Raw genomic sequence first — 18,457 nt, forward strand, 5'->3', positions numbered from 1 at the left:
CCGCCAGTTCGGTCCGCGCAGTCCACATGTGTCTAACTGTCGCAAGCAGTTGTCCCAAGCATGGTGTCTGAGTGAGAAGCTGCATCCCAAGGAGTTTAGATGAGTGCCGATAACGCCTACGCGGTCGAGCTGAAGGGCCTTTCCTTCAAGCGCGGTACGCGCAGCATCTTCAATAATGTCGATATTCGCATTCCCCGCGGCAAGGTGACGGGCATCATGGGGCCGTCCGGCTGCGGCAAGACGACCCTGCTGCGCCTGATGGGCATGCAGTTGCGTCCCACCGCCGGGGAAGTCTGGGTCAACGGCCAGAACCTGCCGACCCTGTCGCGCAGTGACCTGTTCGATGCGCGCAAGCACATGGGTGTGCTGTTTCAGAGCGGCGCTCTGTTCACCGATCTCGACGTTTTCGAAAACGTCGCGTTCCCGTTGCGGGTGCACACCCAACTGTCCGAAGAAATGATTCGTGACATTGTATTGCTGAAACTGCAGGCCGTCGGCCTTCGCGGTGCCATCGACCTGATGCCAGATGAACTCTCTGGCGGTATGAAACGGCGTGTCGCCCTGGCGCGTGCGATTGCCCTCGACCCCCAGATCCTGATGTATGACGAGCCGTTCGTCGGCCAGGACCCCATCGCCATGGGTGTCTTGGTGCGTCTGATCCGTCTGCTCAACGATGCGCTGGGTATCACCAGTATCGTGGTTTCCCATGATCTGGCCGAAACCGCGAGCATTGCCGACTACCTCTATGTTGTCGGTGATGGCCAGGTGTTGGGACAGGGTACGCCTGAAGAACTGATGAACGCTGACAACCCGCGCATTCGCCAATTCATGACCGGCGATCCTGATGGCCCGGTGCCTTTTCATTTTCCGGCAGCGGACTACCGCTCAGATCTTCTGGGGACGCGCTGATGCGCAAGACATCTTTAATCGAGAAGGTTCGTCTTTTCGGTCGCTCCGGCATCGACATCCTCGAAGTGCTCGGGCGTTCGACGATTTTCCTGTTTCACGCCTTGCTTGGCCGCGGCGGTATTGGCGGTGGTTTTGGCTTGCTGCTCAAGCAGTTGCATTCGGTGGGCGTGATGTCCCTGGTGATCATCGTGGTCTCCGGTGTCTTTATCGGTATGGTGCTGGCGTTGCAGGGCTTCAATATCCTGTCCAGCTACGGTTCCGAGCAGGCGGTGGGGCAGATGGTTGCGCTGACGCTGCTGCGTGAGCTGGGGCCGGTGGTCACGGCATTGCTGTTTGCCGGGCGTGCCGGTTCTGCGTTGACCGCCGAGATCGGCAACATGAAGGCCACCGAGCAGTTGTCCAGCCTGGAAATGATCGGCGTGGACCCGCTCAAGTACATTGTTGCCCCGCGCCTGTGGGCCGGCTTCATTTCCCTGCCACTGCTGGCGATGATCTTCAGCGTGGTCGGGATCTGGGGCGGTTCGTGGGTGGCGGTGGACTGGCTGGGGGTCTACGACGGCTCCTACTGGGCCAACATGCAAAACAGCGTGACCTTCAGCGGTGACGTGCTCAATGGCATTATCAAGAGCATCGTCTTCGCCTTTGTCGTGACTTGGATCGCCGTATTCCAAGGCTATGACTGTGAGCCCACTTCAGAGGGGATCAGTCGTGCCACCACCAAGACCGTTGTGTACGCCTCGCTGGCGGTACTGGGCCTTGACTTCATTTTGACCGCCTTGATGTTTGGAGATTTCTGATGCAAAACCGCACTGTGGAAATCGGTGTCGGCCTTTTCTTGCTGGCTGGCATCCTGGCTTTACTGTTGCTCGCCCTGCGAGTCAGCGGCTTGTCGACCAGCCCGGCCGCCGATACCTATAAACTTTACGCCTACTTCGACAATATCGCCGGTTTGACGGTCAGATCCAAAGTGACCATGGCCGGTGTGACCATCGGCAAGGTCACGGCAATCGATCTGGACCGCGACAGCTTCACCGGCCGAGTGACCCTGCAACTGGACAAGAAGGTAGATAATCTGCCGAATGACTCCACTGCATCTATTCTCACGGCGGGTCTGCTGGGCGAGAAGTACATCGGTATCAGCGTGGGCGGGGAAGAAGCCTTGCTCAAGGATGGCTCGACCATTCATGACACACAGTCGTCGTTGGTGCTTGAGGACCTGATCGGTAAATTCCTGCTTAATACGGTTAGCAAAGACGCCAAATGAGGAGTTTGTTCATGATCTCTACCTTGCGACGTGGCCTGTTGGTGCTGTTGGCAGCCTTGCCATTGATGGCTAACGCCGTGGCGGCGCCTTCGGCGCACGACATTATTGATAGAACCACCAAAGAACTGCTGGCTGACCTTGCCGCGAACAAGGACAAGTACAAGCAGAGCCCAGGCGCGTTCTACGACGCCCTTAACGGGATCGTGGGGCCGGTGGTCGACGCTGACGGCATCTCCCGCAGCATCATGACCGTCAAGTACTCGCGCAAGGCTACGCCTGAGCAGATGCAACGCTTCCAGGAAAACTTCAAGCGCAGCCTGATGCAGTTCTACGGCAACGCCCTGCTGGAATACAACAACCAGGGCATCGTGGTTTCCCCGGCCAAGGATGAGTCTGGCGACCGCACCAGCGTGGATATGCAGGTCAAGGGCAACAATGGCTCGGTGTATCCGGTTTCCTACACCCTTGAGAAAATCAATGGTGAGTGGAAAGTGCGCAACGTGATCATCAACGGCATCAACATCGGCAAGTTGTTCCGTGACCAGTTTGCCGACGCCATGCAGCGCAATGGCAACGACCTGGACAAAACCATCAATGGTTGGGCTGGCGAAGTGGCCAAGGCCAAGGAAGTGACCGAAGAAGCCGCAGAGAAGCAGGCCCCATGACTGAGTCGGCTGTTCGTCAAGGCCAGCCCGGCGAGTTGCTCCTGAGTGGCGTGCTCGACTACAGCTCCGGGCCGGCTCTGCGCAAGCAGGGCCAGGCGCTGATCAATGCCAGCACCGCGCCGGCATTGGTTCTCGATTGCTCGGCGGTGGTGAAGTCCAGCAGTGTTGGCTTGTCATTGCTCTTGTGTTTCCTACGTGACGCCGCCGCAGTCAGCAAACCTGTCAGTATTCGCGCATTACCCGAGGATATGCGGGAAATCGCCCAGGTTTGCGGTTTGACCGAGCTGTTGGCGCATCCTTAATACACATTATTGAAGAAGCCCCCCGTCAGAGTCCTGCTATGCGGGGTTCGCAGGCGCGGGGCTTTTTTGTATGATGTGCGACCCGCGCGCACTGGGCGCCGATAGAGGTTGAGCATGCAGGCCCTAGAAGTTAAAAGCTTTCTTGAAGGAAAGCTGCCGAATACTGAGGTTGCAGTTGAAGGCGAAGGCTGCAATTTCCAGCTGAACGTGATTAGCGATGAACTGGCGGCATTGAGCCCGGTCAAGCGTCAGCAGCAGATCTATGCCCATTTGAACCCGTGGATCACCGATGGCAGCATCCATGCGGTCACTATGAAATTTTTCAGCCGCGCGGCCTGGGCCGAGCGCACCTGAGCCCCCAAGGCGTCGAGATTCTTATGGATAAATTGATTATTACCGGCGGTGCCCGTCTTGATGGCGAAATCCGTATCTCCGGGGCTAAAAACTCGGCCTTGCCGATCCTGGCCGCTACCTTGCTGTGCGATGGCCCGGTTACCGTAGCCAACCTGCCGCACCTGCACGACATCACCACGATGATCGAGCTGTTCGGCCGCATGGGCATTGAGCCTGTGATCGACGAGAAACTGTCGGTCGAAATCGACCCGCGCACCATCAAAACCCTGATCGCACCGTACGAACTGGTGAAAACCATGCGTGCCTCGATCCTGGTGCTGGGGCCGATGGTCGCCCGTTTCGGCGAAGCCGAAGTGGCCCTGCCTGGCGGTTGCGCCATCGGTTCGCGTCCGGTGGACCTGCACATCCGTGGCCTTGAAGCCATGGGCGCAACCATCGACGTCGAAGGCGGCTACATCAAGGCCAAGGCGCCGGAAGGCGGCCTGCGTGGTGCGAGCTTCTTCTTTGATACCGTCAGCGTGACCGGTACCGAGAACATTATGATGGCCGCTGCCTTGGCCAAGGGTCGCAGCGTCTTGCAAAACGCCGCGCGCGAGCCGGAAGTGGTCGACCTGGCCAACTTCCTGAACGCCATGGGCGCGAAGGTTTCCGGTGCTGGCACTGACACCATCACCATTGATGGCGTAGAGCGTCTGCACACCGCGACCTACAAGGTCATGCCGGACCGTATCGAGACCGGTACCTACCTGGTTGCTGCTGCCGTGACCGGTGGCCGCGTCAAGGTCAAGGACACCGATCCGACTATCCTGGAAGCGGTCCTGGAAAAACTGCGCGAAGCCGGTGCTGAAATCACCTGCGGCGAAGACTGGATCGAGCTGAACATGCACGGCAAGCGGCCGAAAGCCGTCAACGTGCGTACTGCTCCGTACCCGGCGTTCCCGACTGACATGCAGGCGCAGTTCATCTCCCTGAACGCGATTGCCGAAGGTACTGGTGCTGTCATCGAGACCATCTTCGAAAACCGCTTCATGCACGTGTATGAACTGCACCGCATGGGCGCCAAGATCCAGGTCGAAGGCAACACGGCCATCGTCACCGGTATCGAGCAGCTCAAGGGCGCGCCAGTAATGGCGACCGACCTGCGGGCTTCGGCCAGCCTGGTGATCTCGGCGCTGTGCGCTGACGGCGACACCCTGATCGATCGCATCTACCACATAGACCGTGGCTACGAGTGCATCGAAGAAAAACTGCAGATGCTCGGCGCAAAAATCCGCCGCGTACCGGGCTAGTCCCTGCTGCGCTGTAGGAGCGAGCTTGCTCGCTCCTACAAACACTGGTTTGTTTCAAATCGAGGCTGTCATGGCCTCGATCTGTGTCTGGCGCCGTTTGCGACCGGACAGCAATAGCCTGATGAAGGATTGACGTTTCCCATGTTGACCATCGCACTGTCCAAGGGCCGCATCCTTGACGACACTTTGCCGCTTCTGGCTGAAGCGGGCATCGTGCCGACCGAGAATCCGGACAAGAGCCGCAAGCTGATCATCCCCACGACCCAGGACGACGTTCGCCTGCTGATCGTGCGGGCTACCGACGTGCCGACCTACGTTGAACATGGCGCCGCCGACCTCGGCGTCGCCGGTAAGGACGTGCTGATGGAATACGGTGGTCAGGGCCTGTACGAGCCGCTGGACCTGCGTATCGCCCTGTGCAAGTTGATGACTGCTGGCCGTGTCGGTGACGTCGAGCCCAAGGGCCGCTTGCGGGTGGCCACCAAGTTCGTCAACGTCGCCAAGCGTTATTACGCCGAGCAAGGCCGTCAGGTCGACATCATCAAGCTCTACGGCTCGATGGAGTTGGCTCCGTTGATCGGCCTGGCCGACAAGATCATCGACGTGGTCGACACCGGCAACACCCTGCGCGCCAATGGCCTGGAGCCCCAGGACTTTATCGCCGACATCAGCTCCCGGCTGATCGTCAACAAAGCTTCGATGAAAATGCAGCACGCCCGTATCCAGGCGTTGATCGACACCCTGCGCAAGGCAGTGGAGTCTCGACACCGCGGTTGACTCACCCGCGTAGCTGAAAAGCTGCGCCCGTCTATCCGCCTCATAGCCAGAATTCTCAGGTGCCCAAGCGGAAACGACTGCTAGTTTAGGGCGCCTGAGTTTTTGCCAATTCTATTGAGGCCCTCGCTATGACCACGTCCACTGCAATTGCCCGACTCAACGCTGCCGACCCGGATTTCGCCCATCATCTGGATCATCTGCTGAGCTGGGAAAGCGTGTCCGACGACTCGGTCAACCAGCGGGTGCTCGACATCATCAAGGCCGTGCGCGAGCGCGGTGATGCGGCGCTGGTGGACTTTACCCGCCAGTTTGACGGCCTGGACGTCAAATCCATGGCTGACCTGATCCTGCCCCGCGAACGCCTGGAGCTGGCCCTGACGCGCATCACCGCGCCTCAGCGTGAAGCCCTGGAAGTGGCGGCAGCGCGGGTGCGCAGCTACCACGAGAAGCAGAAACAGGACTCCTGGAGCTACACCGAGGCTGATGGCACGGTGCTGGGCCAGAAGGTCACGCCCCTGGATCGCGCCGGTCTGTATGTGCCGGGTGGCAAGGCTTCGTACCCGTCATCGGTACTGATGAACGCGATTCCGGCCAAGGTGGCCGGCGTGACCGAAGTGGTTATGGTCGTGCCGACCCCGCGCGGTGAAATCAACGAGCTGGTGCTGGCTGCGGCCTGCATCGCCGGGGTTGATCGCGTGTTCACCATAGGTGGCGCCCAAGCCGTTGCGGCCCTGGCCTATGGCACCGAAAGCGTGCCCAAGGTCGACAAGGTCGTTGGCCCAGGCAACATCTACGTCGCCACCGCCAAGCGCCACGTATTCGGCCAGGTCGGCATCGACATGATCGCCGGCCCCTCGGAAATCCTCGTGGTGTGCGACGGCCAGACCGACCCGGACTGGATCGCCATGGACCTGTTCTCCCAGGCCGAGCACGACGAAGACGCCCAGGCGATCCTGGTCAGCCCCGACGCCGAGTTCCTCGACAAGGTGGCCGCCAGCATCAATAAACTGCTGCCGACCATGGAACGTGCCGAGATCATCGAGAAGTCGATCAATGGCCGTGGCGCGCTGATCCTGGTGCAGGACATGGAACAGGCCATCGAAGTCGCCAACCGCATCGCGCCGGAGCACCTGGAGCTGTCGGTGGCCGACCCACAAGCCTGGCTGCCGTCGATTCGCCATGCCGGGGCGATCTTCATGGGCCGCCACACCAGCGAAGCCCTGGGCGACTACTGCGCGGGTCCCAACCACGTCCTGCCGACGTCCGGCACTGCGCGCTTCTCGTCGCCGCTTGGGGTGTACGACTTCCAGAAGCGCTCGTCGATCATCTTCTGCTCGCCACAGGGCGCCTCGGAGCTGGGCAAGACCGCCTCGGTGCTGGCCCGTGGTGAATCGCTGAGCGCGCACGCCCGCAGCGCCGAATATCGCATCGTCAAGGGAGAGTAAGGCATGAGCAAATTCTGGAGCCCCTTCGTCAAGGACCTGGTGCCTTACGTGCCCGGCGAGCAGCCGAAGATGACCAAGCTGGTCAAGCTCAACACCAACGAAAACCCCTATGGTCCATCGCCCAAGGCGCTGGCAGCCATGCAGGCCGAGCTGAACGACAACCTGCGCTTGTACCCCGACCCCAACAGCGATCTGCTCAAGCAGGCCGTGGCCAGGTACTACGGGGTCGATGCAGGCAAGGTCTTCCTCGGTAACGGTTCCGATGAGGTCCTGGCGCACATCTTCCACGGCCTGTTCCAGCACGACTTGCCGCTGCTGTTTCCGGATATCAGCTACAGCTTTTATCCCGTCTACTGCGGGCTGTATGGCATCAAGTCCGACCCGGTGCCGCTGGATGAGCAGTTCCAGATCCGCGTGGCGGACTATGCCAAGCCTAACGGCGGGATCATCTTCCCCAACCCGAACGCGCCGACGGGCTGCGTACTGGCACTGGATGCGGTAGAGCAGCTTCTCAAGGCCAGCCCGGATTCGGTGGTGGTGGTTGATGAGGCCTATATCGACTTCGGCGGCGAAACCGCGATCAGCCTGGTGGACCGTTACCCGAACTTGCTGGTCACCCAGACCCTCTCCAAATCGCGCTCACTGGCCGGTTTGCGGGTAGGCTTGGCGGTGGGGCACCCGGACCTGATCGAGGCGCTGGAGCGGGTCAAGAACAGCTTCAACTCGTATCCGCTGGATCGCCTGGCGATTGTCGGCGCGGCAGCAGCGTTCGAGGACCGTGAGTATTTCGAGAAGACTTGCCAGTTGGTCATCGACAGCCGTGAGAAGGTTGTGGCGCAGTTGCGAGAGAAGGGTTTTGAGGTGTTGCCGTCAGCGGCCAACTTCATCTTTGCCCGCCACCCACGGCACGATGCGGCTGGCCTGGCGGCCAAACTGCGTGAGCAAGGGGTGATCGTGCGGCACTTCAAGCAGGAGCGGATTGCCCAGTTCCTGCGGATCAGCATCGGTACGCCAGAGCAGAACCAGGCGCTGGTCGATGGCTTGGGCGATCTTTAAGGCTTGGATCTACATTGGCTGGACTGGCCTCATCGCGGGCAAGCCCGGCTCCCACATTGGAATACACTTCAATGTGGGAGCCGGGCTTGCCCGCGATGAGGCCATCAGCAACACCGACAATCCGTAGCTTTTAGAGCAACGGCTCATCCGGCTTCTTGTGCTTCCAGCCATCATTGCCCGGCAGCAGCAGGTTCAAACCAATTGCCACCACGGCACACAGGGCGATGCCCTTGAGGCCGAAATCATCCGGACCAGTACCGGTACCGATCAGCACACCACCAATCCCAAAGACCAGGGTCACTGACACAATCACCAGATTGCGCGCTTCGCCCAGGTCGATCTTGTGACGGATCAGGGTATTCATCCCCACCGCGGCAATCGAGCCGAACAACAGGCACAGAATCCCGCCCATCACCGGCACCGGAATGCTCTGCAGCAGCGCGCCGAACTTGCCGACAAAGGCCAGGGTGATGGCGAATACTGCCGCCCAGGTCATGATCTTCGGGTTGTAGTTCTTGGTCAGCATCACCGCGCCCGTCACTTCGGCGTAGGTGGTGTTGGGCGGGCCGCCGAACATACCGGCAGTGGTGGTGGCGATACCGTCGCCCAATAGCGTGCGATGCAGGCCGGGCTTTTTCAGGTAATCGCGACCAGTCACGCTACCCACGGCAATCACGCCGCCGATGTGCTCGATGGCCGGTGCCAGGGCCACCGGGACGATAAACAGGATCGCCTGCCAGTTGAACTCCGGTGCGGTGAAGTGGGGCAGGGCGAGCCACGGGGCGGCGGCGATCTTCGCGGTATCGACCACGCCAAAGTAGAACGACATGCCAAAACCTACCAGCACCCCGGCAATGATCGGCACCAGGCGGAAAATGCCCTTGCCGAATACGGCCACGATCAGCGTGGTCAGCAGCGCCGGCATCGAGATCATCATCGCCGTCTGGTAATGAATCAGCTCGGCACCATCACCGCTCTTGCCCATTGCCATATTGGCGGCGATCGGCGCCATGGCCAGGCCGATGGAGATGATCACCGGCCCGATGACCACGGGCGGCAGCAGCCGGTCGATAAAACCGGTGCCTTTGATCTTCACGGCCAGGCCGAGGAAGGTGTAGACGAAACCCGCCGCCATCACGCCGCCCATGGTCGCCGCGAGGCCGAACTGGCCCTTGGCGAGAATGATCGGGGTGATAAAGGCAAAGCTCGATGCCAGGAATACCGGCACTTGGCGTCCGGTCACGATCTGGAACAGCAGCGTGCCAAGACCTGCGGTAAACAGTGCAACGTTTGGATCAAGACCTGTGATCAGTGGCATCAACACCAGCGCGCCAAATGCTACGAAGAGCATTTGTGCGCCAGACAGGATCTGGCGCCAAAGCGGGTCGTTGAATTCATCCTGCATGCTCACGCGTCCTTCTGCTTGGTGCCGAAGATCTTGTCGCCAGCATCGCCCAGGCCCGGAATGATGTAGCCGTGCTCGTTCAGGCGTTCATCAATGGACGCGGTGTAGATCATCACATCCGGGTGCGCCTTCTCTACGGCGGCGATCCCTTCGGGCGCAGCCACCAGCACCATGGCGCGGATGTCCTTGCAGCCGGCTTTCTTCAGCAGGTCGATGGTGGCGACCATGGAACTGCCGGTGGCCAGCATCGGGTCGATGATCATCGCCAGGCGTTCGTCGATTTCCGGGACGAGTTTTTCCAGGTAGGTGTGGGCCTGCAGGGTTTCTTCGTTGCGGGCTACGCCCACAGCGCTGACCTTGGCGCCCGGGATCAGGCTCAGCACGCCTTCAAGCATGCCGATGCCGGCGCGCAGGATCGGTACTACGGTAATTTTCTTGCCGGCGATTTTCTCGACCTGGACGGGACCGCACCAACCGGGGATCTCGTAGTTTTCCAGGGGTAAATCTTTCGTGGCTTCGTAGGTGAGCAACGCTCCGACTTCCTGAGCAAGCTCACGGAAGTTCTTCGTGCTAATGTCGGCGCGGCGCATAAGGCCGAGCTTGTGTCGGATCAGCGGGTGGCGGATCTCACGGATGGGCATGGGAAAAGGCTCCGGCGGCGGGCAAAAAAACCGGCCTAGATTAATCTATCCGAGGGTGTTGTCCTATAGACAACCAGTACGTTAGTCCATAAAGGCTTGAACGTTGCGTCCCAGAAGCGTACCTTCGCCCGCTTTTCTTGCCACAGTACCCCTCTGGAGAGCGCCATGTCCGCTGATCTCGACCATATCCGTCAAATCATGCGCGAGGCTGACTGCCTGTACACCGAAGCACAAGTCGAAGAGGCTATCGCCAAGGTCGGCGCGCACATCACACGCGAAATGGCCGACACCAACCCGGTGGTGTTCTGTGTGATGAACGGTGGTCTGATTTTCGCCGGCAAATTGCTGACTCACCTGCAATTCCCCCTGGAAGCGTCCTACCTGCACGCCACCCGCTATCGCAATGAAACCAGCGGCGGTGACCTGTTCTGGAAAGCCAAGCCGGAAGTGTCGTTCATCGACCGCGACGTATTGATCATCGACGACATCCTCGACGAGGGTCATACCCTTGGCGCGATCATCGACTTCTGCAAACACGCCGGTGCGCGCAAAGTGCACACCGCCGTGCTGATCGATAAAGACCACGACCGCAAGGCCCGCCCGGACCTGAAAGCCGATTACGTTGGCCTGCCGTGCATCGACCGCTACATCTTTGGTTACGGCATGGATTACAAAGGCTATTGGCGTAATGCCAATGGCATCTTTGCTGTGAAGGGGATGTAAGCCATGGCGCGCTTTCTTGATCAATCTCTGTTTGCCGAATTGGCTGAGAAAGCCGCCGCCAGCCCCCGTGGCCGGCAGAACGTCAACTTCCACCAGATGGAAGAGCCGTGCCATCGCATGGCTGTCGGTTTGCAGCCACACACCTACGTGCAGCCTCATCGTCACCTCACTGCTGACAAGGCCGAGACCCTGCTGGTACTCAAGGGGCGCCTGGGGATTCTGATCTTCAGCGAGTCAGGCGAAGTTCTCGAACGGCGCATCTTGCAGGCGGGTGGAGAGTGCCAGGGTGTTGATCTGTCGCCCGGCGTTTTCCATGGCCTGGTGGTGCTTGAGCCTGACTCGGTGATGTTCGAGTGCAAGGCTGGCCCTTATCGCCCGGTAGGCGAGGGCGAGCTGGCGAGCTGGGCACCCCGTGAAGGCGAAGCCGGCATGGCTGAGTATCATCGCTGGATGCTGGCCCAGTTCGACTGAGCCCACATTCGATTTTCGTGGCTTCCGAACCTTGAGTCCCGCAGGTAGACTTCTACCCCCGTGTAAATGTCTGCAGGCTGGAGTCGGCAATGCGTAAAGATAAGAAACAAGTGATTGGTGACGAGATCGGCGACGATCAGATCAAGCTGTTCCTGGATTTTGAACCGGTCGACGCCACTTCACCTTCCCTGCATAAACTGATCAAAGCCTATCGCGGCCTGCGCATCGACGATTTCGGACGTTTCCTGACCTTTTTCAAGGAGGCCGGCCTGGACCTCGATAGCAAGGACGAGCACGGCCAGACCTTCGTCGACCTGATCAAGGACCAGCGCAATGCGCACGAGTACATCGAGTTGATCGAGCAAGTCCGCGGCTGATTATCCAGACATAAAAAAACGCCCCGTTCTCATCGCGAGAGCGGGGCGTTTTTTATTGCCTTTGGTAGGAGCGAGCTTGCTCGCGAAGAACGCTAACGATGACGCGTTTATTCTGGATAAACGCGGCGTCCTCAGGTTTTTCGCGAGCAAGCTCGCTCCTACAGGGGTCAAGCGTAGCTTTGGGCCGCGCTGCTTTGCTCAACCAGCTCCAGGCTGATGTTGTTCTGTACGCTGATCTTGCGGTACAGCTCGGCATCAGTCTCCAGGACTTTTTCCCGGGCCGGGAAGATTTCCTGCAGCTTGGTCGCCCACTCGCCGGCAGCCTGGGCCGGGAAGCAGCGTTCGATCAGTTCCAGCATGATCGAAACAGTTACCGACGCACCTGGGGAGGCGCCCAGCAGCGCGGCCAGCGAACCGTCCTTGGCCGCGACCAGTTCGGTACCGAATTGCAGCACGCCGCCTTTCTTCGGGTCTTTCTTGATGATCTGCACTCGCTGGCCAGCCACTTCCAGGCGCCAGTCTTCGGCTTTTGCCTCGGGGTAGAAGCGGCGCAGGGATTCCAGGCGCTGTTCCATGGACTGCATCACTTCGCTGACCAGGTACTTGGTCAGGTCCATGTTGTCGCGGGCCACGGCCAGCATCGGGCCGATATTGCCGAGGCGAATCGACATGGGCAGGTCAAGGAACGAACCGAACTTGAGGAACTTGGTGGTGAAACCGGCGTATGGCCCGAACAGCAGGGATTTCTTGCCCTCTACCACGCGGGTGTCCAGGTGCGGCACCGACATCGGTGGCGAACCCACAGCCGCCTGGCTGTAGACCTTGGCCTGGTGCTGCTTGACCACTTGCGGGTTGTCGCAACGCAGCCACTGGCCGCTGACCGGGAAGCCACCAAACCCTTTGCTTTCTTCGATGCCCGAGGCTTGCAGCAGCGGCAAGGCCGCGCCACCGGCGCCGAGAAACACGAACTTGGCGTCGACATGACGCGTGTTGCCGCTGTTGACGTCCTTGATGCTCACGGTCCAGCCGGCGCCATTGCGCTTGAGGCCGGTGACGCGCTTGCTGTATTTGACCTGGGCATCTGCCGAGCTGCTCAGGTGCGCCAGCAATTGGTTGGTCAGGGCGCCGAAGTTGACGTCGGTGCCGTTCATCACGCGGGTCGCGGCGATTTTCTCGTCAGCCGGGCGGCCAGGCATCATCAGCGGCATCCACTCGGCCATTTCTGCACGGTCTTCGGTGTAGTGCATATCCGAGAACGCGTGGTGCTGGCTGAGGGTTTCAAAGCGCTTCTTGAGGAACGACACGCCTTTTTCGCCCTGCACGAAGCTCAGGTGCGGCACCGGGCTGATAAAGGACTTGGCTGAGCCAAAGGTGCCTTGTTTGGTCAGGTACGCCCAGAACTGCTTCGACACCTCGAACTGGGTGTTGATGTGCACGGCTTTCTTGATGTCGATGGAACCATCGCCAGCCTGCGGGGTGTAGTTCAGCTCGCACAGCCCGGCGTGACCGGTACCGGCGTTGTTCCACGGGTTGGAACTCTCTGCTGCACCCGAGTCCATCAGCTCAACGACTTCCAGCTTGAGGCCGGGGTCGAGCTCCTTGAGCAGTACGGCGAGGGTGGCACTCATGATGCCCGCACCTACCAGTACTACGTCGACTGCTTCGTTATGCGCCATTTAACGCGTCTCCAAAATCTGCAGCACCAAATTGACGGCATGGCTGCCAGGAGTGACGGGGCGGTTCACGTGATGCCCCAGGTTACCCATGGCCAGGATTGCCATGTCCGATTCTTCGCAATTTTTTTGCAACTTCAGCGGACGCTGCCGACCAGGCCTTATCTGCATATGAACGCATTTCAGGGCCCCTGTGGCAATTCGACTTATGGTCAAGTACGTCCGATCGTGCAACCAAATCCGTAGCGGACAGGCTTCAAGCTCCGGTTCTTGGGGAGTACTCGGTCCTGTGTGGTTGGGCAGTGCCAGACGTTGATGGTGCTTGTACAAACGCAAAACTATTCATTTGCTCGCCACACTCTTGTGAAGTTGTGAAAACCCGTTTTTTCACGCTCTTTTGAAGACGTGAACCTCAAAAAAGGGCTGCCCCAGCCTGGCACCTGGCCCGAAATCACTGCCGACATGCGGCATAACGGGCAAACAACTCAAGTGGCCGAGCGCAATGGCAGCTCTGGCAGATTCGGTAAAGGCGCAGGTTTGCAGACAAAACAGCCAGCTCGCCAGCTTCACTCGATCTGTGTGGGCGGCTCTCTGTGGGCGGTGCGGGGGAGCTAATACCAGGGCATTAGCGATGCTGCGAGGCCCGATCAGGAGACGTCCTTATAATCGGGGGGAGATTGTAGCGAAGAAATGCGGGGAAATGGACGTGTTTTATGACTTTTATTAGCACTTCGGTCAGGCGGTCAACGGCAGACGGTGTGATGACCGTGCGCGGCGCGGGCTGACGCGGGCGCGGGCGGGCAGTGGCTGGTGCATCCAGCTCAGGCGGATCTCTTCGACTTCGACCCAACCCTCGCCCACGGGCGGCTGGCTGCATTGCTTGAATGCCTGGCAGCGACCTTGTGGGTCGAGCCTGGCAAAGTTGCGATAGGCGGGCGTGCGAGCGAAAAAGCGCCAGAGAAGATTGAGCATGGTAGGCCTCCTGAGAATGACGCCAAGCATATCTGTCAAGAATGACATCTTGGTGACACTGAACCGCTGCACACGGGCCTGGGTCTGAGGTTGTAACTGGCGCTAGTTCCAGGTGGTGACGCACCGCTATACTGCCGGGCTGTCGGTACCTGAATTCTGGAGAAAAAAGCATGTTGCAACGCCTGTTGTTCGGTTTGATCACTGTGACCAGCTTGACCCTGGTTGGCTGCGCCCACAGCCCGCAGCAACTGAGCCCGCAACCCAAGCTCACCACCCAGTTGGCGCCTGTGGGCCATGGCCAGCCGGTGTCGGTGCGTGTCGTTGATGGTCGTCCATCGCCGACACTGGGCACCCGCGGCGGCCTGTACCCGGAAACCAGCGCCATCACGGTGACCGGTGCCGACGTGCTGCCCAAGCTGCAAGCCCAGGCCGAAGCGGCTGTGCGTCTGCTGGGTTTCACCCCGACCAGCAACTCGCCTGGTGCGCCGCAGTTGACCGTGACCCTGGCCGAGCTCAAGTATCAGTCGCCCAAGGAAGGCCTGTACGTGACCGAAGCCACCATCGGCGCGACCTTCCGCTCTGATGTGTCGGCCGGCAACCGCCGCTACAACGGCCGTTACGCTGCGTCCCTGGACCAGCGCTTTGGCATGGCGCCGAACCAGGAAACCAACACCAAGCTGGTCAGCGACGTGTTGAGTGATGCCCTGACGCGACTGTTCAAGGATCCAAGCATCGGCCAGATCCTCAGCTCGCAGTAATCTTTAGTAAAAAGCCGGGCCCCAGTCAGGGGCCCGGCTTTTTTGTGCCTGCGGCTGTCATGCCGCCGTTTCGACATAAAAGTCCAGCACACTGACTCCAGTCAGCAGGTCCAGCTCCGGCAGGTCGGCATGCTGATGCCCGCCGAGGGCGCAATACACCAACCAGTGCCGGTCCTGGACATTGAACGCCAGGCCTCCGACCAGCGCCTCTTGCTCATCGGTTGGGGCGATCAGGTACAGCCGATCCTGGTTTTGCGCGTGCAACATGACAAGCTCCCGGGTGTTCGAAGGGCAACAGAGTGGCTTGTTAAGGTGACGTTCAGGTGACGACGTAAATTACTCGATACATTGCTCGTCATTGGGGGATGGAGCTGCACTGCGCAGGAGAGCGCATCTGGATGGACGACTGTCACACCGGGGTTTGAAATGCCGTTGCCTGCGTTATTGATCAATACCACTGCACTGCTGATTGCCTGTCCTGGCGCGGCGTTGCTGTTTATTACCCGCCTGCAGGAGCAGCGTGCGATGGCCAGTCTGGCCGCACAAAGCGAAGAGCGGGCCATCGACCAGCCCATGCTGTTTCTGGATGTGCGCACCGAGCGCAGTCATCGTCTTGGTTATCGCATCGGCTTTGCCTGCCTTGGCCTGGCGCTGCTGCTGTCCTGGCTCAGCACTCAACTGTAAAGACACCACAAAACAACTGTAGGAGCTGGCTTGCCAGCGATGCAGGCACCTCGGTATGCCAGATACACCGAGGTGATGCGATCGCCGGCAAGCCAGCTCCTACAGTTGATTGCGCCGTGTTGTTTACAGAGGGATCCCGGCGTTGACCCGATACTGATTGCGCACCGGCATCGCATATTGCAACACCAGATACGGTCGGTGCTCTTGCGGGCATGCAGTCAAGCGCCGTTCCCACTCCGCTTTCGCCTTGGCCAACTCATCGGCCGGGAATACTTCGGCAGCCGTCGGCACCTGCAATTGCGGGTCCGCGTCGCTCCACTGTGCATACGCCAGGTAATGCACAGGAAACAACCGATAACCGCCCAGGATCTGCCGGTCCATCTCGATGGCCAATAGTTTGGTGTCTTCAAACCGCTCGGTGATGGGCGGCGCAAAGTTGATATGGACCCGGCCCTTGTAACCGGTGATGCCCAGGGCAATGCTCGCGTCATCCTCGCCGGGCGCCTTGCTGTAGGTGCCAGTGCTGGCGCGGATAAATAGCTCGCGCGCCTTGGCCGCGTCGCACGGGTCATATTCGTAGCTGATGGACACCGGTGTCAGGTTCAACGACAGGATGACGTCGGCGAACGGCTCATCCTTGCGGCTCATATGGAACATCTTGAGGATCGCCGACTCGGTGCGATCATCCCCATCCTTGGCCCGACCTTCGGCCTGGGCGATCCAGATCGACTGGCAGTCGTTGCGGATCGAATGGTTGATGTAGGCGGACAGCAACTGATAAGCCGCCATCTTCTCGCGTCGCCCGGTAATGGAGCGGTGCACGATAAAGCTCTTGTTCAGGCGCATCAGGTCGCTGACGAACGGCTTCTGCAGCAGGTTGTCACCGATGGCAATGCGTGGTGTTGGCAGGCCGGCGTGGTACACCGCATAGTTGACGAAGGCCGGGTCCATCACGATATCGCGGTGGTTGGCCAAAAAAACATAGGCCATGCCGGACTTGAGCTGTTCGACCCCGGTGTAGGTGACGCCGTCGGTCGCCCGGTCGATGGTGTGGTCGACGTAATACTCGACTTTGTCCTGCAAGGTGGCGACGGTGGTGACACCGGCGAACTCACGGCGCAGTTTCTGGGCGATCAGCGGCTTGAGCAGCCAGCCAAAGGCGCCGGCAAAGCGCGGGAAGCGAAAGTGGGTCAGGATGTCCAGAAAGGCCTTGTCACTGAACAGCCGGGCCAGCACTGCCGGGACTTCGCTGTCGTTGTAAGGTCGGATGGTATCGAATTCGCCCATCATGCTCTCTTGTTAGAAACGGCTAGGGTAAGTAAAGGTTTGGATCGATAAGTGACAGGGCCGGTCTGAACAAATGGCATCAAACGAAAAAGCCCTGCAAATAGACCGGCGATTATACGCACAAGTCACTTGGGAGAGACCGCGATGCTAGAACCTGCGCTGTACGATTGCCCTTATTGTGGTGAAGAGGTTGAGACAAGCGTGGATTTATCCGGCGGTGACCAGAACTATATAGAGGACTGCCAGGTGTGCTGCCGGCCGATCGTTTTCGACCTGCAGGTTCATGGTGATGAGTGGATGCTTGAAGTGCGCAGCGAGAACGAATAAAGGGGGCGACGATGCAACGAATCTACGAGCCGGAGAATCTGATGGAGGGCGAGTTGCTGCAACAAATGCTTGCCAGCGAAGGTATCGACGCCCATCTGGTCGGGCGCCATCTGCTCGGTGGCACGGGTGAGCTGCCGATCTTCGGCCTGCTGGGCCTTGAGGTAGAGAACGACCAGGCCCTTGTCGCCCGAGAGCTGATTAGCGCCTATATCGGCGCGCAACCCCTGCCTGGCGATGAACCCGACAGCTTCCCCGACGTGCTGGTCTGTTAGGCTGTCGACCGGTTTACCCAAGAGTCGTGTTGCCCCATGTGTGGACGTTATGCCCTGTTTCGCTGGAACCCCTCGTTTGCTGCCTTGCCGGGCTTCCCAGCGGATCAACAGGCCCAGTGGAATATTTCCCCCAATGATTCGGTACTGATCCAGCGCCTCAGCGACGGCCAGCGCAGCTTGGCGCGGGCGCGTTGGGGGCTGACGCCGCCGTGGTTGACCGACCTGTCCCGCACACCGGCCCACGCCCGCGCCGAAACCCTGGCTGAGCAACCGATGTTTCGCGAGGCCTTCCGCCTGCGCCGTTGCCTGCTGCCGGCCAATGGCTTTTATGAATGGCGCGGCACCCAGCGCAAGCGACCGTACTGGCTGACGCCGGGGGAGGGCTCGACGTTGTTCTTTGCGGCGATCTGGGAGGCCTACCCGGTGCAGGAGCAGGTGTGGTTGAGTACGGCGGTAGTGACCCAGGCGGCGCAGAGCCAGCGCCGGCCGTTGATTCTCGATGCGGCAGGGCAGGAGGCCTGGCTGGATCCCGAGACGCCGCTGCATGTGTTGCAGGGATTGCTGGCCAGCGAGCCTACGGCGTTGCGCGAGCGGGTGTTGGCTAATATGGTCAATGATCCGAAGCTCAATGGGCCGGAGTGCCTTACTCCGGGGTGAGACTGCCAGTGCTTTGTTGTTTTGGTTGGCCTCATTGCGAGTAAGCCCGCACACATGTTGATGTGTGAATACATTCAAAATGTGGGAGCGAGCCTCCCGCAAAAGAATCAGAAGTGTCATCAATAGAACGGTCGCAGGCGTGGGGCGTA

At 59.8% G+C, this 18,457-nt stretch carries 24 protein-coding genes; 18 read left to right on the plus strand and 6 right to left on the minus strand.

Translation table 11 applies throughout. From position 1 onward, the window contains the following. Positions 1–99: 99 nt before the first annotated feature. The 10 genes from FJD34_RS04110 to hisC all read left to right on the plus strand — a co-directional run bounded on the left by FJD34_RS04110 (position 100) and on the right by hisC (position 8,061). Complete coding sequence (locus FJD34_RS04110) at positions 100–909, plus strand: ATP-binding cassette domain-containing protein (RefSeq protein ID WP_090292028.1); 810 nt, start codon at positions 100–102, stop codon at positions 907–909. After that, positions 909–1,706, plus strand: coding sequence for a lipid asymmetry maintenance ABC transporter permease subunit MlaE (gene mlaE / locus FJD34_RS04115; protein WP_032860080.1), 798 nt, complete (start codon positions 909–911; stop codon positions 1,704–1,706). Before FJD34_RS04110 ends, mlaE begins: the two co-directional genes overlap by 1 nt. Further along, complete coding sequence (gene mlaD, locus FJD34_RS04120; RefSeq protein WP_032860079.1) at positions 1,706–2,173, plus strand: outer membrane lipid asymmetry maintenance protein MlaD; 468 nt, start codon at positions 1,706–1,708, stop codon at positions 2,171–2,173. The genes mlaE and mlaD overlap by 1 nt, the downstream gene beginning before the upstream one ends. 11 nt (positions 2,174–2,184) lie before the next feature. Continuing rightward, positions 2,185–2,838 carry an MlaC/ttg2D family ABC transporter substrate-binding protein gene (locus tag FJD34_RS04125; protein WP_032860078.1) on the plus strand — a complete coding sequence of 218 codons (654 nt, stop codon included), beginning with the start codon at positions 2,185–2,187 and terminating at the stop codon, positions 2,836–2,838. After that, positions 2,835–3,140, plus strand: a complete 306-nt coding sequence (locus FJD34_RS04130) for an STAS domain-containing protein (protein WP_032860077.1) — start codon at positions 2,835–2,837, stop codon at positions 3,138–3,140. The genes FJD34_RS04125 and FJD34_RS04130 overlap by 4 nt, the downstream gene beginning before the upstream one ends. A gap of 114 nt (positions 3,141–3,254) precedes the next feature. Beyond that, the gene (locus FJD34_RS04135) at positions 3,255–3,494 is read left to right on the plus strand and encodes a BolA family protein (protein WP_010567702.1); all 240 of its coding nucleotides are present in this window, start codon (positions 3,255–3,257) and stop codon (positions 3,492–3,494) included. 23 nt (positions 3,495–3,517) lie between these two features. Beyond that, positions 3,518–4,783: a UDP-N-acetylglucosamine 1-carboxyvinyltransferase gene (gene murA, locus FJD34_RS04140; protein WP_032860076.1), complete on the plus strand. Its 1,266-nt coding sequence runs from the start codon at positions 3,518–3,520 to the stop codon at positions 4,781–4,783. Positions 4,784–4,924: 141 nt separating this feature from the next. Next, entirely contained in the window at positions 4,925–5,560 is a 636-nt protein-coding gene (hisG, locus tag FJD34_RS04145; protein ID WP_003188599.1) for an ATP phosphoribosyltransferase, read from the plus strand. A gap of 128 nt (positions 5,561–5,688) precedes the next feature. Further along, positions 5,689–7,005, plus strand: coding sequence for a histidinol dehydrogenase (hisD, locus tag FJD34_RS04150; protein WP_029291757.1), 1,317 nt, complete (start codon positions 5,689–5,691; stop codon positions 7,003–7,005). Positions 7,006–7,008: 3 nt separating this feature from the next. Further along, a complete protein-coding gene (gene hisC, locus FJD34_RS04155; protein ID WP_090292026.1) occupies positions 7,009–8,061 on the plus strand; it encodes a histidinol-phosphate transaminase in 1,053 nt (350 codons plus the stop codon). 130 nt (positions 8,062–8,191) lie between these two features. Here hisC and FJD34_RS04160 read toward each other — a convergent pair whose 3' ends face one another. Further along, positions 8,192–9,466: a uracil-xanthine permease family protein gene (locus tag FJD34_RS04160; RefSeq protein WP_032860074.1), complete on the minus strand. Its 1,275-nt coding sequence runs from the start codon at positions 9,464–9,466 to the stop codon at positions 8,192–8,194. Between the two features lie 2 nt (positions 9,467–9,468). Next, positions 9,469–10,107 (minus strand): uracil phosphoribosyltransferase, encoded by a 639-nt coding sequence (gene upp / locus FJD34_RS04165; protein WP_032860073.1) that lies wholly within the window; start codon positions 10,105–10,107, stop codon positions 9,469–9,471. A gap of 165 nt (positions 10,108–10,272) precedes the next feature. Between upp and FJD34_RS04170 the strand changes: the two genes are divergently transcribed. The 3 genes from FJD34_RS04170 (at position 10,273) to FJD34_RS04180 (ending at position 11,678) form a co-directional block, all read left to right on the plus strand. Next, positions 10,273–10,830, plus strand: coding sequence for a hypoxanthine-guanine phosphoribosyltransferase (locus FJD34_RS04170; RefSeq protein WP_029291749.1), 558 nt, complete (start codon positions 10,273–10,275; stop codon positions 10,828–10,830). 3 nt (positions 10,831–10,833) lie between these two features. Continuing rightward, complete coding sequence (locus tag FJD34_RS04175; RefSeq protein ID WP_032860072.1) at positions 10,834–11,301, plus strand: WbuC family cupin fold metalloprotein; 468 nt, start codon at positions 10,834–10,836, stop codon at positions 11,299–11,301. Positions 11,302–11,390: 89 nt separating this feature from the next. Beyond that, a complete protein-coding gene (locus FJD34_RS04180; protein WP_090292023.1) occupies positions 11,391–11,678 on the plus strand; it encodes a PA4642 family protein in 288 nt (95 codons plus the stop codon). 167 nt (positions 11,679–11,845) lie between these two features. Here FJD34_RS04180 and mqo read toward each other — a convergent pair whose 3' ends face one another. Beyond that, positions 11,846–13,354: a malate dehydrogenase (quinone) gene (gene mqo / locus FJD34_RS04185; RefSeq protein ID WP_032860070.1), complete on the minus strand. Its 1,509-nt coding sequence runs from the start codon at positions 13,352–13,354 to the stop codon at positions 11,846–11,848. A 732-nt stretch (positions 13,355–14,086) separates the two neighbouring features. Further along, the gene (locus FJD34_RS04190; RefSeq protein WP_032860069.1) at positions 14,087–14,323 is read right to left on the minus strand and encodes a hypothetical protein; all 237 of its coding nucleotides are present in this window, start codon (positions 14,321–14,323) and stop codon (positions 14,087–14,089) included. A 170-nt stretch (positions 14,324–14,493) separates the two neighbouring features. On the opposite strand from FJD34_RS04190, the gene FJD34_RS04195 reads away from it, so the two are divergent. Beyond that, positions 14,494–15,081 carry a YajG family lipoprotein gene (locus FJD34_RS04195; RefSeq protein ID WP_032860068.1) on the plus strand — a complete coding sequence of 196 codons (588 nt, stop codon included), beginning with the start codon at positions 14,494–14,496 and terminating at the stop codon, positions 15,079–15,081. Between the two features lie 57 nt (positions 15,082–15,138). Here the strand turns inward: FJD34_RS04195 and FJD34_RS04200 are convergent, their stop codons facing one another. After that, positions 15,139–15,348 (minus strand): hypothetical protein, encoded by a 210-nt coding sequence (locus FJD34_RS04200; RefSeq protein ID WP_032860067.1) that lies wholly within the window; start codon positions 15,346–15,348, stop codon positions 15,139–15,141. 159 nt (positions 15,349–15,507) lie between these two features. Between FJD34_RS04200 and FJD34_RS04205 the strand changes: the two genes are divergently transcribed. Then, positions 15,508–15,765, plus strand: a complete 258-nt coding sequence (locus FJD34_RS04205; RefSeq protein WP_032860066.1) for a hypothetical protein — start codon at positions 15,508–15,510, stop codon at positions 15,763–15,765. 123 nt (positions 15,766–15,888) lie between these two features. Here FJD34_RS04205 and FJD34_RS04215 read toward each other — a convergent pair whose 3' ends face one another. Continuing rightward, positions 15,889–17,052 carry a 1-acyl-sn-glycerol-3-phosphate acyltransferase gene (locus tag FJD34_RS04215; RefSeq protein ID WP_174553292.1) on the minus strand — a complete coding sequence of 388 codons (1,164 nt, stop codon included), beginning with the start codon at positions 17,050–17,052 and terminating at the stop codon, positions 15,889–15,891. Positions 17,053–17,196: 144 nt separating this feature from the next. Here FJD34_RS04215 and FJD34_RS04220 point away from each other — a divergent pair, with 144 nt between their 5' ends. Genes FJD34_RS04220 through FJD34_RS04230 form a run of 3 tightly spaced genes read left to right on the plus strand, consistent with a single transcriptional unit; the run spans position 17,197 to position 18,308 of the window. Further along, positions 17,197–17,379: a CPXCG motif-containing cysteine-rich protein gene (locus tag FJD34_RS04220; protein ID WP_065944201.1), complete on the plus strand. Its 183-nt coding sequence runs from the start codon at positions 17,197–17,199 to the stop codon at positions 17,377–17,379. A gap of 11 nt (positions 17,380–17,390) precedes the next feature. Then, entirely contained in the window at positions 17,391–17,651 is a 261-nt protein-coding gene (locus FJD34_RS04225) for a putative signal transducing protein (protein ID WP_032860063.1), read from the plus strand. A 36-nt stretch (positions 17,652–17,687) separates the two neighbouring features. After that, positions 17,688–18,308 (plus strand): SOS response-associated peptidase, encoded by a 621-nt coding sequence (locus tag FJD34_RS04230; protein WP_065944200.1) that lies wholly within the window; start codon positions 17,688–17,690, stop codon positions 18,306–18,308. Positions 18,309–18,457: the final 149 nt, after the last annotated feature.

The organism is Pseudomonas brenneri (genome assembly GCF_007858285.1).
In the GTDB taxonomy this organism is placed as follows: Bacteria; Pseudomonadota; Gammaproteobacteria; order Pseudomonadales; family Pseudomonadaceae; genus Aquipseudomonas; species Aquipseudomonas brenneri.

Bases quoted from the DNA above. Each gene is read 5' to 3' on its own strand.
- hisD (WP_029291757.1), top strand. From the start codon at position 5,689: ATGACCACGTCCACTGCAATTGCCCGACTCAACGCTGCCGACCCGGAT.
- FJD34_RS04225 (WP_032860063.1), top strand. From the start codon at position 17,391: ATGCAACGAATCTACGAGCCGGAGAATCTGATGGAGGGCGAGTTGCTG.
- FJD34_RS04195 (WP_032860068.1), top strand. From the start codon at position 14,494: ATGTTGCAACGCCTGTTGTTCGGTTTGATCACTGTGACCAGCTTGACC.
- upp (WP_032860073.1), bottom strand. From the start codon at position 10,107: ATGCCCATCCGTGAGATCCGCCACCCGCTGATCCGACACAAGCTCGGC.
- murA (WP_032860076.1), top strand. From the start codon at position 3,518: ATGGATAAATTGATTATTACCGGCGGTGCCCGTCTTGATGGCGAAATC.
- FJD34_RS04220 (WP_065944201.1), top strand. From the start codon at position 17,197: ATGCTAGAACCTGCGCTGTACGATTGCCCTTATTGTGGTGAAGAGGTT.
- FJD34_RS04175 (WP_032860072.1), top strand. From the start codon at position 10,834: ATGGCGCGCTTTCTTGATCAATCTCTGTTTGCCGAATTGGCTGAGAAA.
- FJD34_RS04200 (WP_032860067.1), bottom strand. From the start codon at position 15,348: ATGTTGCACGCGCAAAACCAGGATCGGCTGTACCTGATCGCCCCAACC.
- FJD34_RS04215 (WP_174553292.1), bottom strand. From the start codon at position 17,052: ATGGGCGAATTCGATACCATCCGACCTTACAACGACAGCGAAGTCCCG.
- mqo (WP_032860070.1), bottom strand. From the start codon at position 13,354: ATGGCGCATAACGAAGCAGTCGACGTAGTACTGGTAGGTGCGGGCATC.
- FJD34_RS04160 (WP_032860074.1), bottom strand. From the start codon at position 9,466: ATGCAGGATGAATTCAACGACCCGCTTTGGCGCCAGATCCTGTCTGGC.
- FJD34_RS04110 (WP_090292028.1), top strand. From the start codon at position 100: ATGAGTGCCGATAACGCCTACGCGGTCGAGCTGAAGGGCCTTTCCTTC.
- FJD34_RS04230 (WP_065944200.1), top strand. From the start codon at position 17,688: ATGTGTGGACGTTATGCCCTGTTTCGCTGGAACCCCTCGTTTGCTGCC.
- mlaD (WP_032860079.1), top strand. From the start codon at position 1,706: ATGCAAAACCGCACTGTGGAAATCGGTGTCGGCCTTTTCTTGCTGGCT.
- FJD34_RS04205 (WP_032860066.1), top strand. From the start codon at position 15,508: ATGCCGTTGCCTGCGTTATTGATCAATACCACTGCACTGCTGATTGCC.
- FJD34_RS04190 (WP_032860069.1), bottom strand. From the start codon at position 14,323: ATGCTCAATCTTCTCTGGCGCTTTTTCGCTCGCACGCCCGCCTATCGC.
- mlaE (WP_032860080.1), top strand. From the start codon at position 909: ATGCGCAAGACATCTTTAATCGAGAAGGTTCGTCTTTTCGGTCGCTCC.
- FJD34_RS04125 (WP_032860078.1), top strand. From the start codon at position 2,185: ATGATCTCTACCTTGCGACGTGGCCTGTTGGTGCTGTTGGCAGCCTTG.
- FJD34_RS04170 (WP_029291749.1), top strand. From the start codon at position 10,273: ATGTCCGCTGATCTCGACCATATCCGTCAAATCATGCGCGAGGCTGAC.
- FJD34_RS04135 (WP_010567702.1), top strand. From the start codon at position 3,255: ATGCAGGCCCTAGAAGTTAAAAGCTTTCTTGAAGGAAAGCTGCCGAAT.
- hisC (WP_090292026.1), top strand. From the start codon at position 7,009: ATGAGCAAATTCTGGAGCCCCTTCGTCAAGGACCTGGTGCCTTACGTG.
- FJD34_RS04130 (WP_032860077.1), top strand. From the start codon at position 2,835: ATGACTGAGTCGGCTGTTCGTCAAGGCCAGCCCGGCGAGTTGCTCCTG.
- FJD34_RS04180 (WP_090292023.1), top strand. From the start codon at position 11,391: ATGCGTAAAGATAAGAAACAAGTGATTGGTGACGAGATCGGCGACGAT.
- hisG (WP_003188599.1), top strand. From the start codon at position 4,925: ATGTTGACCATCGCACTGTCCAAGGGCCGCATCCTTGACGACACTTTG.